This is a genomic window from Cyanobacteria bacterium QS_8_64_29, assembly GCA_003022125.1.
In the GTDB taxonomy this organism is placed as follows: Bacteria; Cyanobacteriota; Cyanobacteriia; order Cyanobacteriales; family Rubidibacteraceae; genus QS-8-64-29.
On sequence record PXQH01000001.1, the window covers coordinates 92,101 to 108,509 of the forward strand.

Below are 16,409 nucleotides of genomic sequence, written 5' to 3' on the forward strand. Positions count from 1 at the left end.
CAACGACCCATGGCACGCGAAAAGTTCGAACGGACCAAACCGCACGTCAATCTCGGCACGATCGGCCACGTCGATCACGGCAAAACGACCCTCAGCGCTTCCATTTCGCTGTCCCTGGCCTCAGTGGGCCAAGGCCGCAGCTGGAAGTTTGAAGAGATCGATGCGGCTCCGGAGGAAAAAGAGCGCGGCATTACCATCAACACCGCGCACCTGGAGTACGAAACGGACAACCGCCACTACGCCCACGTTGACTGCCCCGGGCACGCTGACTACGTCAAAAACATGATCACCGGCGCCGCCCAGATGGATGGCGCCATTTTGGTGGTCTCGGCAGCCGATGGGCCCATGCCCCAAACGCGCGAGCACATCCTGCTGGCCAAGCAGGTTGGGGTTCCCAACCTGGTCGTCTTTTTGAACAAGCAGGACCAGGTGGACGATGAAGAACTGCTCGAGCTGGTCGAGCTCGAGATCCGCGAGCTGCTGAGCGAGTACGAATTTGCCGGCGACGAAACGCCCATCGTGCGCGGCTCGGCGCTCAACGCCCTCGATGCGCTCTCCCAGGATCCCAGCATCCAGCGCGGCGACAACGAGTGGGTGGATAAAGTCTACGAACTCATGGATGCCGTGGACGACCACATTCCCACCCCGGATCGCGATGTCGACAAGCCCTTTTTGATGGCGGTCGAGGACGTTTTCTCCATTACGGGCCGCGGCACCGTGGCCACCGGCCGCGTCGAGCGCGGCAAAATCACCCCAGGCACCGAGGTCGAGTTGGTGGGCGTGCAAGAAACGCGCAAGACCACCGTCACCAGCGTTGAGATGTTCCAGAAGACGCTGGATGAAGGCATTGCCGGCGACAACGTCGGCGTGCTGCTGCGCGGCGTGGAAAAGGATGGTATCGAGCGGGGTATGGTGATCGCCAAGCCCGGCTCGATCACGCCGCACACCAAGTTTGAGGCCCAGGTTTATGTCCTCAAAAAGGATGAAGGCGGCCGGCACACGCCGTTTTTCATCAACTATCGCCCGCAGTTTTTCATGCGGACGACTGACGTCACCGGCACGATCGAAGGTTTCACCGGCGATGACGGCAGCGAAGCCGAGATGGTCATGCCCGGCGATCGCGTCCGCATGACGGTCGAGTTGATCTATCCGGTGGCGATCGAAGAAAACATGCGCTTTGCCATCCGCGAAGGCGGGCGCACCATCGGGGCCGGCGTCGTCACCAAGATCGTCAATTAGCTCGCCCCCAGCGAGGGCGCGAGGGAGGGGAGCGGCCGAGCACCGCGCCAGCTTCCTTCGCGCCTTCGTTTGTCGCTCTCGGCAGAACCGGATAGACCGCCATGGCAACCATCCAGCAGCAAAAAATTCGCATTCGCCTCAAGGCTTTCGATCGCGGCCTGCTCGATACCTCTTGCGAGAAGATTGTCGATACGGCCAACCGCACCAACGCCACCGCGATCGGGCCCATTCCGCTACCGACCAAGCGCAAAGTCTACTGCTTGCTGCGCTCGCCCCACGTCGATAAGGACGCGCGCGAGCACTTCGAGACCCGCACCCACCGCCGCATCGTCGACATCTACCAACCGTCCTCGCAAACCATCGACGCGCTCATGAAGCTGGATCTGCCGGCTGGCGTCGACATTGAAGTCAAGCTCTAGGGCGAGCGGCCTACGAAGCGGGCGTCCCGTTCGCTATCGTTCGGTTGGGCACCCCCGATTGCTGCTGAGGGACGATGGCTGCTTCCATTGCCGTTCGAGAACTGCCGCTGTTTCCGCTACCGGAGGTCGTACTGTTTCCAGGGCGACCGCTGCCGCTTCACGTCTTTGAATTTCGCTACCGGATCTTGATGAACACGATCCTGGCCGAAGACAAGCGCTTTGGCGTGCTGATGGTCGATCCCAGCAGCGGCGAAATCGCGAGCGTGGGTTGCTGTGCCGAAGTGACGCAACACCAGCGCCTGGCTGACGACCGCATGAACGTGCTGACGGTGGGGCAGCAGCGCTTCCGCTTGCTAGAGTACGTCCGCGAGAAACCCTACCGCGTGGGCCTGGTGGAGTGGATCGAGGACCACTCGCCCGAGCGGGATTTGCAGCCGCTAGCCAGCGAGCTGGAGCAGCAACTGCGCGATGTGGTGCGGCTCTCGGCCAAGCTGACCGACCGGACGATGGAGCTGCCCGAGGATTTGCCCAGCCTGCCGACGGAACTGTCCTACTGGGTTGCCAGCAACCTGCACGGGGTCGCTAGCGAGCAGCAGGCCCTGCTGGAGATGCAGGATACGGCTGCCCGCCTGCAACGCCTGTCGCAGCTCCTGACGGCCACGCGCGACAGTTTGGCGGCTCGGACAGCCCTCAAGGATGCCCTAGGCGACTAGCGCTCACTGAGCCTGCGGATCGCGCACGGGCAACACATCGTAGTTGCCAAAGATTTTGAGCACCTCCGTATGGGCTCGCAGCTCCGCTAGGGCAGCCTGAACCGCAGGTTGGTGCGTATCGCCCTCGAAATCGATAAAAAATAGGTATTCGCCCAACGAGCGCTTGGTGGGTCGAGACTCGATGCGCGTCAGGTTGATATCGCGTTGGGCAAAGGCCGACAGGGGATTGACCAGGGTGCCTGGTGCGTTGGCCGGAGCGCTAAAAGCCAGCGAGACGTAGCGGCCGCTAGTAGCAGGCTGCAGGCCCAGGACCCAAAAGCGGGTGCAGTTGTCGGGGTAGTCGCTGACCTCGGCGGCCAGCACCGGCAGGTTGTAGAGCCGGGCAGCGCGCGGCGAAGCGATCGCGGCGGCTTGCGGCTCGCGGGCGAGTGCGTCTAGGGCTTCAGTTGTCGACTGCATGGGGATGAGCTGGGCCTCGGGCAGGTAGCGATCCAGCCAGCCCTGGCACTGCGCCAGAGCCTGCGGGTGCGAATAAACCGTTCGCAGTGCCGACAGCGAGCGGGCATGGGACAGCAGCGCGTGCGCCACCGGCAGCACTAAGGCTTGCTGAATCTGGAGGACCTCCAGTTCCCAGAGCTTATCCAGCGCGATGGCAACGCTCCCTTCGATCGAGTTCTCGACCGGCACGATCCCCAACGCAACCTCACCGCGGGCGACTGCATCCAGCGTTTGGGTGATGCTGGGATAGGGGCAGAGCCACCCCGAGCAGTCCCGGTTTTGTTGCAGCCAGCGGGCGTAAGCCAAAGCGGCCGTTTCGGCGTGCGTTCCGCTAGGGCCGAGGTGGGCGATGGAGGTTGTCATGGCCGAGCGCCTCCTGCTGCCACCAGCGCTAGCTAGTGCCATGCTCCAGTATTTCCCAATACCGCTTGCCTGTCGATTGCGCGCGGGAACGGCCGAATCCGGATGTAAAATTTTATTATGAGATTAAGGGCACGCTGCCAACCGGTCGCGCCAGCAGCCTGGCAGCCCCTGATGCGCTTTGGGCCGCAGCCTAATGACAGACTCCATCCGCTTTAGCGCGACCGAGCGCGTTGCCATTCCCGTTCGCGAGCGTTCGGTGCCCATTCGCCACTACCTGCGCCAACCCCAGCGCTTGGTACACGCCATCGCCCGCCCCAATCCGGTAGTGCAGCTCTCGCCCGAGCGCTTTCGCCTCACCATGCGGCCCATTAGCCTCATGGCGTATCGCTTTCAGCCGGTGGTAGAGCTCCAGGTCACCCCAACTAGCGATGGGACGCTCCATCTGCGATCGCGGGACTGCCAGATCCGAGGCAACGACTACATCAACGCTCGTTTTGGCCTAGCCGTTCGCGGCCAGCTCGCGCCCGAGCAGAACGGGGCAACGACTTGCCTGCGGGGCCAAGCAGATCTAACCGTGACGGTCGATCTGCCGCCTCCGCTGCAGCTAACGCCGCGCCCGTGGCTGCAGCGAACCGGCAACGGACTGCTCAAAAGCATCCTGGCGCGCATGGCGCAGCGCTTGCGCGGCCCGCTCATTGCCGACTACCAACAGTGGGCGAGCGAGGCGGCCTCCGGCGGGATGGGCTTGCTACCGCACTCGAGGGCGGAACGGCCGCCGGCTTAATCCCGATGGGACGCTGCTGGCGCTTGTTGGCAGGGACGGAACGACCGGCGGTGCTGGTCCGAGGGGCCGTAGCGCTGTAGGGCTTGCCGGTGGCGGCGCGTTCCATAGCCTTTGTTCGCGGCTAGGTCGTAGGCCGGATAGGTGGGGGCTTGCTGAGCGATGCACTCGTCCCGGCAAACCTTGGCCACAATGCTGGCGGCGGCAATCGCGGCAACGCGCGCATCGCCGCGAATCCAGCTGCGCTGCGGCAGCGCCAGCTCGGGAAGCTGCTCCCGACCGTCAATCCAGCAAGCCTGGGGACGCACGGCCAAGGCATCGACCGCACGCACCATCGCCAATCGGGCGGCCTGGCGGACGTTGAGCCGATCAATCTCGCGGGCGCTCGCGCTGGCCACCGCCCAATCGCGGGCCACATTGCCGATGGTGGGGACCAGGGCCTGCCGCCGTTGCGCCGAGAGCTGCTTGCTGTCGCGGACGCCCGCTCGGACCAGCTCGCCCGAGGCCGAGGCCGGTAAGACCACTGCTGCCGCGACGACAGGGCCAAACAAGGCCCCGCGGCCGACCTCATCCACGCCCGCAACGAGGGCATCGCCCGGTTGCTGCGCCGGCATTAGGACTGGGTGGCGTTGCCATCCTGGCTGGCACTGCGGCGGCGCCGCCGGCGCCGTGGGGGCGTCACGGTCGAGCGCTCGCGCGCCGAACCGCTCGAGGGTTGGTTGCTATCCCCGCTTGCCGCTTGCGGAGCAGAGGCGGCGGGAGCAGCGCTCGCCTCAGCCGGGGGCCGCACTTGGGCAACCACCGATTGCGGGTTGCTAATTTCGCGATCCAGTCGAACGAGCGGCGAAAGGCCCATCAGGGCATAGACTTGCTGTTCCTGCGGCGTCATCTCCACAGTCACCGTTTCCAGGGGCGCTTTGTCCGAGGCGGCGCTGCGATCCGAGCGCACCCGACTGCGCGACGGGGATTTGCCGGTCCCCCCATCAGCCTCTGTTGGGCTAGTCTCCGAAGCAGGTGCAGGCGTTTGGTTGCGCTCCGAGCGCGATTTGCCTTTGCCGCGGGGGCTGCGGGCGCTCCCTGTGGCTTTTTGGGATGCGGACTCGTTTGGGGGGCTGGCCTCGCCGCTCGATTTGCTCGTTCCGGATTTGCCGTTGCGGCGCCGGCGGGAACCGCGCCGCTCGCCCCCGCGCCGGCCGCGATAGTCGGGATGGTTGAGCAACTCCAAATCGCGATCGCTGCCGGCATCGTCGCCAGCCGCGGGGACCCCATCCGTTGCTTTCGCTTCGCTCAGGCTCGGTCGCTGCTGGGGCCCGCTCGGGCGCTCGCCATCCGGCTCGCCCGGCAGGCGCGCCAGGTGCCCCAGTCCTTCGCAGCTGGTGCAGGTTTGGCTAAAGAGCTCGTACAAGCTTTTGCCTTCGCGCTTGCGGGTCAGCTCGATTAGGCCCAGCTCGGAGAGTTGGGCGATTTGGGGTTTGGCCTTGTCAGCTTGGAGGGCCTGGTCGAAGTACTCCAGCACGCGCAGCTGATCGCGCCGCGACTCCATGTCGATGAAATCGACAATAATCACCCCGCCGATTTTGCGCAGGCGCAACTGGCGGGCGATCTCCCAAGCTGCCTCGCAGTTGGTCCACAATACGGTCTCGCGCGCGGTGGCCGAGCGCGTAAACGAGCCGGAGTTGACATCGACGACGGTTAGGGCCTCGGTGGGCTCGATGACAATGTGGCCGCCCGAGGGCAGCTCTACGCGCGGCTTGAGCGCCTCCCGGATGGTGGCTGTGATGCGGAAGTAGTCCAGGATGGGCTGGGACTCGCGGTGGCGATCAAGCACGACCCCACTGAGTTTTTGCCCCCCATTCCAGTTGGTTAGCTGTTGTTTGACTTGCTTGAGCGCGGGGTCAGAGTCGACCACAATGCGGTTGACGTCGCTGGAGTAGCTATCGCGCAAAACCCGCTGAATGAAATCGTCGTCGCGCGTCAGTAGGGCAGGGGGCTTGGCCGTGCCGGCCTGCTCCTGGATTTGCTCCCACTGCGATTGCAGCGATTCCAGATCCTCAACGATGGTTTCTTCGGGTTGGCCCTCAGCCTCGGTTCGCACCAGCAACCCCATACCGGCTGGCTTGGTCAAAACGCCCAGCGCGCGCAAGCGGTTGCGCTCGCTGTCCTGGCTGATGCGCTGGGAGAGATTGACGCCTTTGCCGTAGGGCATGAGAACGACGTAGCGCCCCGGCAGCGTAATGTTGCCGGTCAGCCGCGGCCCTTTGGTGCTGGTCGGTTCCTTCATCACCTGCACCAGCACCTTTTGGTACGGCACGAGCAGCTCGGTGATGGTGCCCGCGCTGCGCTTTTGCCGCAGCGGCCCTAAATCGGTAACGTGCATGAAGCCGTTGCGCTCGGCATCGCCGATGTTGACGAATGCCGCATCAATGCCGGGGATGATGTTCTCGACAACCCCGAGATAGATATCGCCGACCTGCTGTTTGCCGGCTGCAACGACAAACTCGTCGATGCGATCCTCAGCAAAGACAGCAGCAACGTGATACTGCTCCGCAATGACGATTTGCTTGGGCATGCATTTTCCTCAAAACGGTTCACCGAATCCAGCAGCAGCCCCAGCAGCGGCTGGTGCCTTCAGTCGCCAAAAAAATTAGCCAAGACGCATCCCCACGCCAGTCAATGCAGCGCTCGCCGCAGGCCGGAGTTGGGCGCCGGACAACCTTGATTCGCACGGGCAGCCGCTAGTGCCCGCTGGGCTGCCATCCAGTCGCGCGGCAACGCCGGGAGCGCCTGTCAGCGCGCCTTGTAGCCGTTGCGATCGCCACTCTCGAGCGCCGGAGCGTTGCGCCAGTCGCGCCGCATTGGCTGGAACGGGCGGGATTGCCTTTGACCGTAACGGCTGTAGGCGTTACTGGCAAGCTAGCCGCCAGAGGAAGTTGGCTTCGCGGCGGCAACTGTCTCGGCCGAGCGCAGCGATCGGACGGTCGCGACGGTCTGGCGAGCGACGCGATCGATCTGCTCGGCGGTATTGTCGCGCCCGATGCCAAAGCGCAGCGACGCGCGCGCCAGCCGATCCGAGCGCCCCAACGCTTTCAGAACGTGGGAAGGGGCGCTCGAGCCCGAGCTGCAAGCCGAGCCCGCAGACACGGCCGCTACGGCCATCACCCCCGATAGCAGGGACAAACCATCAACACCGGCAACGCTGATGTTGAGATTGCCCGGCAAGCGCTCGCTGGGGTGGCCGTTGAGATAAAGGCTGTCCAAGGCTGCGCTCAGCTGGGCCCACAGGCGCTGCCGCAGCTGCCGCTGGTGTTGCGCCCGCGCTGCCATCTCAGCGCAGCCCAGCTCGATTGCCTTGGCCATGCCCGCGATTTGGGGCGGATAGAGCGTTCCGGGGCGCAAGTTGCCTTCTTGGCCGCCGCCGTGCATCTGCGGTGCCAGGCGCGCGCGCCGCTGGCGCTGCCGCACGTAGAGCGCCCCAATTCCCTTGGGACCGTAGGCCTTGTGCGCGGTCAGCGACATCAGATCCACTGCCAGCGCATCCACCGACAGCGGTACCCGGGCGATCGCCTGGGCGGCATCGGTGTGGAACGGCACCCCGTGCTCCCGGCAAATAGCCCCAATTTCGCCAATCGGTTGCAGCACGCCAATCTCATTGTTGGCCACCATGACCGAAACCAGTACCGTATCGCGGCGCAGGGCTTGCGCCACCTGCTGGGGATCGAGCAGCCCTTGGGCATTCACAGGCAGGTAGGTGACCTCAAACCCCAACTGCTCCAGGTAATTGCAGGGATCGAGGACGGCGCGGTGCTCGGTCTGCACCGTCACAATGTGGCGGCCGCGGCGAAAGTACGCCTCGGCCGTTCCCTTAATGGCGAGGTTGTTGGCTTCAGTAGCGCCGCTGGTAAACGCGATCTCATCGGGGGTGGCCCCAATGGCCTCAGCCACCGTTTGGCGGGCGCGTTCGACCGCTGCCTCGGCTTCCCAGCCGTAGGCGTGAACCCCGCTGGCGGGATTGCCAAAGCGTTGGTTGAAATAGGGCAGCATGGCCTCCACGACCCGCTCGTCAACGGGTGTAGTGGCGTGGCAATCGAGATAGATGGGATGCGACATGGGGCCATTGCAACGGCGCTTGCTAAGTTGATTTCTAGTGTATCGAGCCGCTGCTGGATGCTGCGCCCATGGCCGCCCCCAACAGCGACACGGCCGCGATCGCGCTCGGTAGCAACTTGGGCGAGTCCCAAGCGATCTTGGAGCGCGCCCTCGCGCGGCTCGAGCGCGAGCCCGAGCTGACCGTGCAGCAGCGCTCGCGCTGGTATCGCACCGTCCCCATAGGGCCGCCCCAGCCCGCCTTCGTCAACGGCAGCGCGCTGCTGGCCAGCACGCTGCCGCCAAAAGCGCTGCTCGAGCGCTTGCTGGCCGTCGAGACCGAGTTCGGGCGCCAGCGCCAGCAGCGCTGGGGACCGCGGGTCCTCGATTTGGATCTGATCCTATTCGGACAGGTGATCGCGGCCACGCCCCAGTTGCAGCTGCCGCACCCGCGCCTGTCCGAGCGGGCCTTTGTGCTGGTGCCGCTAGCCGAGATTGCCCCCCACTGGCGGCATCCCGTCTCGGGGCAAACCATGGCCTCGCTGGCGCAAGCGCTAGACTGGTCCGGCGTATGCCCGCTCTGACCTGCCATGCCCCCCGGCTCGGAACCGCCGCAGCTGCTCAAGCAGCGCTTGCGCTACCAAGGCCGCAAGTTCGACTTTGAAGTCAATGCCCTGCGCCTGCCCAACCAAAGCGAGGGCGACTGGGAGTGCATCCGCCATCCCGGTGGCGCCCTGGCCGTACCGGTAACGTCCCAAGGCGAGCTGGTGCTGGTGCGGCAGTATCGCTTCACCGTCAGCGACCGGCTGCTGGAGTTTCCTGCCGGAACGCTCGAACCGGGGGAAAGCGCCGCCACCACCATCGCGCGCGAAATTGAGGAAGAGATTGGCTACCGCACCCACCGCTGGCAAGCGCTGGGGGAGTTTGCCCTCGCGCCCGGCTATTCGGACGAATACATCTATGCCTTCCTGGCACGCGAGCTGGAGCTGCTAGCTGCGCCTCCCAGCGGCGATGCCGATGAGGACATCGAGATCGTGACCCTAACGCCCCAGGCGCTCGAGGATGCCATTCGGGCTGGCGAGCCTGTGGATGCCAAATCCATCGGTAGCTTTTGGCTGGCGCGCCCGCATTTGGAGGCGGCATGAGCGAGCGGGTCCTGTTTTGGCACCGCCGCGATCTGCGCGCCTCCGACAACATCGGCCTGGCCGCTGCCCACCGGCAAAGCGAGCGCGTGGTGGGCGCGTTTTGCTTTGACCCGGCCTTACTGGGACCGGCAGTGGCCCCTGCCCGTGTTGCATACCTGCTAGGTTGCCTGCGCGAGCTGCAGCAGCGCTACTGGCAAGCGGGCAGCGAGCTGCTGGTGCTGTACGATGACCCCAGCCGCGGCATTCCAGCGCTCGCGGCGGCGATTGGGGCCAGCGCGGTCTTTTGGAATTGGGATATCGAGCCCTACGCCCGAGCTCGCGATCGCGCCGTGGGCGAGGCCCTGCACGAGCGCGGTATTGCCGCGCACGGCTACTGGGACCAGCTGCTGCATGCCCCCGGCGAGATCCGGACGCAATCGAGCAGCCAACCTTATACGGTCTTTGGGCCGTTTGCCCGCAACTGGCAGCGCCAGCCCAAGGCAGCACCCGCGGCCGCCTTGGAGGCAGCGCAGGGGTTGAGCGAGCAAGAGCGGCGCGCCGCCCAAGCAGCCGGTGCCCGGTCGCTGCCGAGCGAGCGCGAGCTGGGCTTTAGCTGGCGCGGTGAGCTGCCGCTAGCACCGGGCGAGGCGGCAGCGCGGCAGCGCCTGACCGCCTTTTGTGATCGCGCCTTGGGCGACTACGGCTGGCAGCGCGACTTCCCGGCGGTTGAAGGCACCTCCCAGCTTAGTGCCGCGCTCAAACTGGGGGCCATCGGCATTCGCGAGGTGTGGCAGGCGGCCAGCGCCACAGGCACCACCAGCCGCAGCGAGGAAGCCAGCCACAGCGTGCAAGCCTGGCAGCAGGAGCTGGCCTGGCGCGAGTTCTACCAGCATGCCCTGTACTTTTTCCCCAAGCTGGCCGATGGACCTTACCGGCGAGTGTTTGTGGGCTTTCCGTGGGACAACGATCCCGAGCGCTTCGCGGCGTGGTGCGCCGGGCAAACGGGCTATCCCATTGTGGATGCCGCCATGCGCCAGCTCAATGCCGTGGGCTGGATGCACAACCGCTGCCGCATGATCGTGGCGAACTTTTTGACCAAAGATCTGCTCGTTGACTGGCGCTGGGGCGAGCGCTACTTCATGCAAGCGCTTTTTGACGGCGATTTGGCTGCCAACAACGGCGGCTGGCAATGGAGTACCTCGTGTGGGCTCGATCCCAAGCCGCTGCGCGTGTTCAACCCCACTACCCAGGCCCGCAAGTTCGACCCTGAAGGCGAGTACGTGCGCGCTTGGGTGCCGGAGCTGCGATCGCTGGAGCCGGAAGCGCTCGTTAGCGGCAACATCCCGGAGGCCGAGCGCGATCGCTGCGGCTATCCGCCCCCCATTGTCGACCACCACCAGCAGCAGCGCACGTTCAAAGCGCGCTACCAGCAGCAAAAAGCGGCTGCCGATGCCTAACGCTAACCGGTTGCAGCCTCATAGGTGGCCTGCATCCAGGCCCACTGCTGCTGCAATCCGGACTCTAGCGGCACTTGCGGTCGATAGCCCAGCACCCGATGCGCCCGCGAGACATCGGCCCCCGTATGGCGCGCATCGCCCATGGCGCGCTCGGCGTAGCGACGTTGCAGCGACCGACCGACCGTCCGCTCGATGGCATCCAGCACCTCGGTCAGCGCGACGCGGCTGCCGCCGCCGACGTTGATGGCCTGCCCTACCGCTTCTGGGGCTTGCGCGGCCGCCAAGTTGGCAGCGACGGCATCGCTGATGAAGGTAAAATCGCGCGTCTGCCGGCCGTCACCGTAAACGGCGATGGGCTCGCCGGCAAGCGCGGCCCGGAAAAACTTGTGAAACGCCATATCCGGTCGCTGCCGCGGGCCGTAGACGGTGAAGTAGCGCAGCGCCGTCGCCGGAACGCCGAAGTTTTGCCAGTAGAGCCAGCAGAGCTGCTCGGCAGCCAGCTTGGTGATGCCGTAGGGGGAGATGGGCTGCGGGCAAACCGACTCGGGGGTGGGCAGGGTCTCGGCATTGCCGTAGACCGAGGAGGTGGAGGCAAAGACAAAACGCTGCAACCCCGAGGCATGCTTGGCGGCCTCCAGCATGCACTGGGTGGCATTGATGTTGCGTTCGGTGTAGTCCCCAAAGCCTTGCCCCCAACTGGCGCGTACGCCTGCTTGGGCCGCTTGGTGAAATACCGTCGAGCTTTGCGCCAGCAGCGCCGGCCAATCGAGCGTCTGAATCTCGCCCGCGATGAGCTCGAACGCCGCATGGGACTGCAGCGCCGCGACGTTTTGGCGCTTGAGCGCTGCATCGTAGTAGTCGTTGAAGCTGTCGATGCCGATGACGCGCTCGCCCTGCTGTAGCAGCGCTTCGGCCACGTGAGAGCCGATAAAACCGGCAGCACCAGTTACTAGATGGGTTGCCATGGTCCCCCTTGCAACGGACGGACTGGATTCTAGCGGCTCGTGGCAACCGGGCCGCGTCCAGCCAGCACCGGCAGCAGCTTACAATTTGAGCGGACACTTGCGGGGCGGTTATGAAGGTTGCCGTCATTGGGAGTGGGGGGCGCGAGCACGCGCTGGCCTGGAAGCTATTGCAATCGCCGCACATCGAGCGCGCCTTCTGCCTGCCCGGTAATGGCGGGACTGCTCGGACGGCCGGCTGTCAGAACGTTGCCCTCGCTGCCGACGATTTCGCCGGCATTGCGCGCTGCGTGCAGGAGCGCGGCATCGAGCTGGCCGTGGTCGGACAGGAAGGACCGCTGGCACAGGGGTTAACCGACTACCTGCACGAGCGCGGCATCCCCACCTTCGGTCCCACCCAAGCAGGCGCGCAGCTCGAGGCCAGCAAGGCTTGGACCAAGGATCTGCTGGCCTCGGCCGGCATCCCCACCGCAGCCGCCGCGACGTTCACCAATGCCACCGCTGCCCATGACTACGTACGCCGCCAGGGCGCGCCCCTGGCTGTCAAAGCCGACGGCTTGGCAGCGGGCAAAGGCGTCGTCATTGCTACGACGGTGGCGCAAGCCCAGGCCGCGATCGCCGAGCTATTCCAACAGGGCCATACCGCGCTGGTCGTTGAGGAGTGCTTGCAGGGGGACGAGCTCACGGTCATGGCCCTCACGGACGGGCAGACCGTGCGTCCGCTGCTGCCTTCCCAGGACTACAAGCGCATTGGCGAGGGCGACACGGGGGCCAATACCGGAGGCATGGGGGCTTGCGCGCCCGCACCGCTGGCTGATGGCGCCCTAATGGCGCGCATCGAGCAGGAGATCTTGCAACCCACCGTGAGCGCGCTGCGATCGCGCGGCATTGACTATCGGGGCGTGCTCTATGCCGGCTTGATGGTGACCCCCCAAGGCGAGCCTCGCGTGCTGGAGTTCAATTGCCGCTTTGGCGATCCCGAAATCCAGGCCGTACTGCCGCTGCTGCGCTCGCCGCTGGATGAGCTGCTGCTGGCCTGTACCGAGCGTCGGCTGGCAGCAGTACCAGCGCTGCAATGGTATCCCCAGCGAGCGGTTTGCGTCGTAACCGCCGCGCAAGGCTATCCCGGTGCCTATGAAAAAGGCCATGCCATCACCGGTCTAGCTGAGGCGCAGCAGGCTGGGGGGGTGCTGTTTCATGCCGGAACCCAGCACACCGAGCAGGGGGGATGCGTCACCGCTGGCGGTCGGGTCCTGGCCGTGACGGCCACTGGCGAGACGTTCGAGCGGGCGCGCGCCCAGGCTTATGCTGCGACCGAGCGCATCGCGTTTGCTGGCAAGTACTACCGCCGCGACATCGGCGATCGCCTCAGCTAAGGCGCCGGGCGATCGCGCGCTGTCAAATCTGATATAAACTTATATTAAGATAAACTTAAGGGAACAAAGATTCCCTAACTTTAATCTCGCAGCGGCTGCCGAGCGGCCGCCCGCAATTGCCCTAGCGGGCAAAATGCGTTGCCGTCAGGCGGCTGCGGCCGCACCCCTAAAACGCGCTAGCGACTACACCCACTGTTGTTGGCACTCCTGCGCCGAATCCGAGACGCCATCGCCCGCTGGTGGGCCGACTTTACCCTCCAGACCCGCCTGCTGGGCGTTGCCACGCTGGTGGTATCGCTGGTCATGAGCGGCCTGACCTTTTGGGCCGTCAATGCCATCCAGCAGGATGCCCGCATGAACGACACCCGCTTTGGGCGGGATTTGGGGTTGCTGCTGGCTGCCAACGTGGCGCCCCCAATCGCCGAGGGCGATCTGGAGTCCGTCGCTCAGTTCTCGGGACGCTTTTACCGCAGCACCGAAAGCGTTCGCTACATCCTCTACGCCGACGAGAGCGGCCAAATCCTTTTTGGCGTTCCCTTCTCCGAGTCGGAACCGCAGAGCGAGCTAACGCTCCAGCGGCGGATCGAGCTGCCTGAGGGCTACGCTGCCGATTCCGAGGCACCGTTCGTGCGCCAGCATGTGACCCCCAATGGGGAAGTGACGGATGTCTTTGTGCCGCTGCGCCACGAAGGCAAGTACCTGGGCGTCTTGGCCTTGGGCATCAATCCCAATCCCACAGTAGTCGCCTCTGCCAACCTGACCCGCGATGTTACCATCGCGGTTTTTATTGCCATTTGGGCGCTGGTGCTGCTGGGGATCGTGTTCAATGCACTCACGATTACCAAACCTATCAAAGAGCTGGTGGCGGGCGTGCGCAACATCGCCGCCGGCAACTTCAAGCAGCGCATCGAGTTGCCTTTTGGCGGGGAGTTGGGCGAGCTCATTGCCAGCTTCAACCACATGGCCGAGCGGCTGAAGCGTTACGAAGAGCAAAACATCGAGGAGCTCACTGCCGAAAAGGCCAAGCTGGACACCCTAGTCTCGACCATTGCCGATGGCGCCGTTCTGCTCGATGCCAACCTACAGGTCATGTTGGTCAACCCCACGGCGCGGCGTATCTTTGGCTGGCAGCAGCGCGATCCCGTCGGTGAGAACGTCCTCTACCACTTGCCGGCGGCCGTTACGGTCGAGATCACCCAACCGCTCTACCGCATTGCGGCGGGCGAAACGCTCGAGCCCGAAGGCAGCGACCCCACCCACACCGAGGGACCCGAGCATGGCTCGCAGTGGCGCGACGGCGGCGAATTCCGCATCACCCTGGATGCCCCCAACCAGCGCACCGTCCGCATCTTGCTGACCCAAGTGTTCGGGCAATCCCGCGAAGGGGTCAAAGGCATCGCCATGACAGTACAAGACATCACCCGCGAGGCAGAGCTCAACGCGGCCAAAAGCCAGTTCATCAGCAACGTCTCGCACGAGCTGCGGACGCCGCTGTTCAACATCAAATCGTTCGTTGAGACCCTCAACGAGTACGGCGAGGAGTTGGGCGGGCAGGAACGCCAGGAGTTCTTGCAAACCGCCAACCACGAAGCCGACCGGCTCACGCGCCTGGTTAATGACGTGCTGGATCTCTCGCGGCTGGAGTCGGGCAGAAGCTATCGCTTCAGCGCCATCGATCTGGCCCAGGCCATCGAGCAAACCGTCCGCAACTACCACCTCAATGCCCAAGAACGCGAGATCGAGCTCAAATCGGAGCTCGAATCGCAATTGCCGCCCGTTTGGGGCAACTACGACTTGCTGTTGCAGGTGCTGACTAACTTGGTGGGCAACTCGCTCAAGTTCACCTCAGCCGGTGGGCAGGTCACGCTGCGCGCCTACCGGTTCGATGGCGAGCGGGCGCATGCTTACGAAGGCGAGCGCGTGCGCGTGGCCGTGGCCGATACCGGCATTGGGATTGCCTCCGAGGACAAAGCGGCGATCTTCGATCGCTTTTATCGGGTCGAGGATCGGGTTCACACGCTCGAGGGGACCGGCTTGGGGCTCTCCATTGTCAAAAACATTGTCGAGAAGCACCACAGCCAGATCCACCTCGAGAGCGAGGTCGGGCTCGGAACCACGTTTTGGTTCGATTTGCCCGTTTACCAGCCGCACGATGGCGAAGCCAATGCGACTGCCGAGCTCGAATCGAGCGAGCAGCCTTCCGATATGCCGCTAACTTCCTCCTGAGGCGGGCTGGCTCGGTTCGGACGGGCTCAACGCCGCGGCAGAGGGCTTGGGCTGCAAGGGGTTGTTGAAAAACGCCCCCGTTTGCGGCGGCAGTGCCGGATCGGCGATGACATCGGTCAAGCTCTTGAGAGCCCCCGTTACTGGGATGGCCAGAATGACGCCCAGCAGCCCACCAATGCGCGCGCCCAACAGCAACGCGACCAAAATGACCACGGGCGATAGCCCCGTGAGGTTGCCCATAACCCGCGGGCTGACCAAGTTGTCTTTGAACTGCTGCACGACGACCGACACGGCCAGCACTTGCAGTGCCAGCCACCCATCGATAAAGGCCACAAGCAGGGTAACCGTGCCGATGCCAATGGTGGCCCCAATAAAGGGGATGAGCTCTAGGGCGCCCACAAACAGCGCGAACAGCAAAAAGAAGGGAACGTCCAACACCCGAAACGCCAGCGTTAGGGTTGCCGCCATGAAGCTCCCTAGCAACAGCTGCCCGGTGACAAAGCGCTGCAGGTTCTGCTGGAGCGCGCGGGTGAGCTCCTGTTGGATGGGCGGTGCCAAAAACAAGGTGATGCCGCGCCAGAGGCGGGCACTGTCAAGCAGCATGTAGAACGAGACCACCACGATCAAAATGGCTTCGATGACCCAGTTGAACGTGCCCAGCACCACCCCAAAGCCGGTGGAGGCAATGTTTTGAAACTGATTCTGCAGGCGCTCGATCACGCGATCGGCGATGGGTTTGAAATCAACGGGCAAATCGTTGGCTTCCGCCCAGGCCTGAGCGGCCGCTAGCTGCCGCTGCAAGTCATCGAGCAGGGCCGGCAAGCGCGCAACCAGCTGCCGCCCTTGATCGATGGCAGGCGGCACCACCGTAAAGCCCACCAACGTGGTAACCAAAATGGCGGCCAGATAGGCCAGCGGAATTAGGCCAGCGGAATGGCGATCCCGCGCGGGAGGGACAGCCGCTGCAAGCCGGCAACGGCGTAGTTGAACAAAAACGCGATTAGGGCCGCTGTCAGCAGCAAGCCGATGAGGCCGCTGACGTGATCCAGCGTGCTGACGGTCACCCAACCCGTTACCAGGATGAGCAGTCAAGTCAGCAAAAATCTTTGGAACGGCGACAGTCGTGCAGCCATTGCTTGCCGTGGCCTCGCTCCATCAATACGACCGC

Annotated in this window: 14 protein-coding genes and 1 pseudogene; 9 read left to right on the forward strand and 6 right to left on the reverse strand. The window is 64.4% G+C overall.

All coding sequences use genetic code 11. The features are described 5' to 3' along the window. The first annotated feature begins 9 nt into the window (after positions 1 to 9). From tuf to BRC58_00470, 3 genes are all read left to right on the forward strand, one after another. Positions 10 to 1,239 carry an elongation factor Tu gene (gene tuf, locus BRC58_00460; protein PSP19611.1) on the forward strand — a complete coding sequence of 410 codons (1,230 nt, stop codon included), beginning with the start codon at positions 10 to 12 and terminating at the stop codon, positions 1,237 to 1,239. Positions 1,240 to 1,340: 101 nt separating this feature from the next. Beyond that, positions 1,341 to 1,658: a 30S ribosomal protein S10 gene (locus BRC58_00465; protein PSP19612.1), complete on the forward strand. Its 318-nt coding sequence runs from the start codon at positions 1,341 to 1,343 to the stop codon at positions 1,656 to 1,658. A gap of 74 nt (positions 1,659 to 1,732) precedes the next feature. Further along, on the forward strand, positions 1,733 to 2,371 hold the full coding sequence (locus tag BRC58_00470; GenBank protein PSP19613.1) for an ATP-dependent protease: 639 nt from the start codon (positions 1,733 to 1,735) through the stop codon (positions 2,369 to 2,371). Between the two features lie 3 nt (positions 2,372 to 2,374). Here the strand turns inward: BRC58_00470 and BRC58_00475 are convergent, their stop codons facing one another. Further along, positions 2,375 to 3,232, reverse strand: coding sequence for a prephenate dehydratase (locus BRC58_00475; GenBank protein PSP19614.1), 858 nt, complete (start codon positions 3,230 to 3,232; stop codon positions 2,375 to 2,377). A 193-nt stretch (positions 3,233 to 3,425) separates the two neighbouring features. Here BRC58_00475 and BRC58_00480 point away from each other — a divergent pair, with 193 nt between their 5' ends. After that, positions 3,426 to 4,016, forward strand: a complete 591-nt coding sequence (locus tag BRC58_00480; GenBank protein ID PSP19615.1) for a hypothetical protein — start codon at positions 3,426 to 3,428, stop codon at positions 4,014 to 4,016. Here BRC58_00480 and BRC58_00485 read toward each other — a convergent pair. The 3 genes from BRC58_00485 to BRC58_00495 all read right to left on the reverse strand — a co-directional run bounded on the left by BRC58_00485 (position 4,013) and on the right by BRC58_00495 (position 8,120). Continuing rightward, on the reverse strand, positions 4,013 to 4,627 hold the full coding sequence (locus BRC58_00485; GenBank protein PSP19616.1) for a ribonuclease HII: 615 nt from the start codon (positions 4,625 to 4,627) through the stop codon (positions 4,013 to 4,015). The two genes, BRC58_00480 and BRC58_00485, sit on opposite strands and share 4 nt — an antisense overlap. Continuing rightward, positions 4,627 to 6,582 carry a ribonuclease E/G gene (locus BRC58_00490; protein PSP19617.1) on the reverse strand — a complete coding sequence of 652 codons (1,956 nt, stop codon included), beginning with the start codon at positions 6,580 to 6,582 and terminating at the stop codon, positions 4,627 to 4,629. The genes BRC58_00485 and BRC58_00490 overlap by 1 nt, the downstream gene beginning before the upstream one ends. A 344-nt stretch (positions 6,583 to 6,926) precedes the next feature. Continuing rightward, positions 6,927 to 8,120 carry an IscS subfamily cysteine desulfurase gene (locus BRC58_00495; protein PSP19618.1) on the reverse strand — a complete coding sequence of 398 codons (1,194 nt, stop codon included), beginning with the start codon at positions 8,118 to 8,120 and terminating at the stop codon, positions 6,927 to 6,929. A gap of 68 nt (positions 8,121 to 8,188) precedes the next feature. Between BRC58_00495 and folK the strand changes: the two genes are divergently transcribed. From folK to BRC58_00510, 3 genes are read left to right on the forward strand one after another with little or no spacing between them, the layout of a single operon-like run. Beyond that, positions 8,189 to 8,680, forward strand: a complete 492-nt coding sequence (folK, locus tag BRC58_00500) for a 2-amino-4-hydroxy-6-hydroxymethyldihydropteridine diphosphokinase (protein PSP19619.1) — start codon at positions 8,189 to 8,191, stop codon at positions 8,678 to 8,680. A gap of 6 nt (positions 8,681 to 8,686) precedes the next feature. Then, positions 8,687 to 9,241 (forward strand): NUDIX hydrolase, encoded by a 555-nt coding sequence (locus BRC58_00505; GenBank protein ID PSP19620.1) that lies wholly within the window; start codon positions 8,687 to 8,689, stop codon positions 9,239 to 9,241. Further along, the gene (locus tag BRC58_00510; GenBank protein PSP19621.1) at positions 9,238 to 10,677 is read left to right on the forward strand and encodes a deoxyribodipyrimidine photolyase; all 1,440 of its coding nucleotides are present in this window, start codon (positions 9,238 to 9,240) and stop codon (positions 10,675 to 10,677) included. The genes BRC58_00505 and BRC58_00510 overlap by 4 nt, the downstream gene beginning before the upstream one ends. 2 nt (positions 10,678 to 10,679) lie before the next feature. Here BRC58_00510 and BRC58_00515 read toward each other — a convergent pair whose 3' ends face one another. Then, the gene (locus BRC58_00515; GenBank protein PSP19622.1) at positions 10,680 to 11,642 is read right to left on the reverse strand and encodes a UDP-glucose 4-epimerase; all 963 of its coding nucleotides are present in this window, start codon (positions 11,640 to 11,642) and stop codon (positions 10,680 to 10,682) included. A gap of 110 nt (positions 11,643 to 11,752) precedes the next feature. On the opposite strand from BRC58_00515, the gene BRC58_00520 reads away from it, so the two are divergent. Together BRC58_00520 and BRC58_00525 are read left to right on the forward strand one after the other, a co-directional pair. After that, on the forward strand, positions 11,753 to 13,015 hold the full coding sequence (locus tag BRC58_00520) for a phosphoribosylamine--glycine ligase (GenBank protein PSP19623.1): 1,263 nt from the start codon (positions 11,753 to 11,755) through the stop codon (positions 13,013 to 13,015). 303 nt (positions 13,016 to 13,318) lie between these two features. Further along, the gene (locus tag BRC58_00525; protein ID PSP19681.1) at positions 13,319 to 15,241 is read left to right on the forward strand and encodes a PAS domain-containing sensor histidine kinase; all 1,923 of its coding nucleotides are present in this window, start codon (positions 13,319 to 13,321) and stop codon (positions 15,239 to 15,241) included. Here the strand turns inward: BRC58_00525 and BRC58_00530 are convergent. Then, positions 15,227 to 16,374 (reverse strand): annotated as a pseudogene (locus BRC58_00530) (AI-2E family transporter). The gene BRC58_00525 and the pseudogene BRC58_00530 sit on opposite strands and share 15 nt — an antisense overlap. Between the last annotated feature and the right edge of the window lie 35 nt (positions 16,375 to 16,409).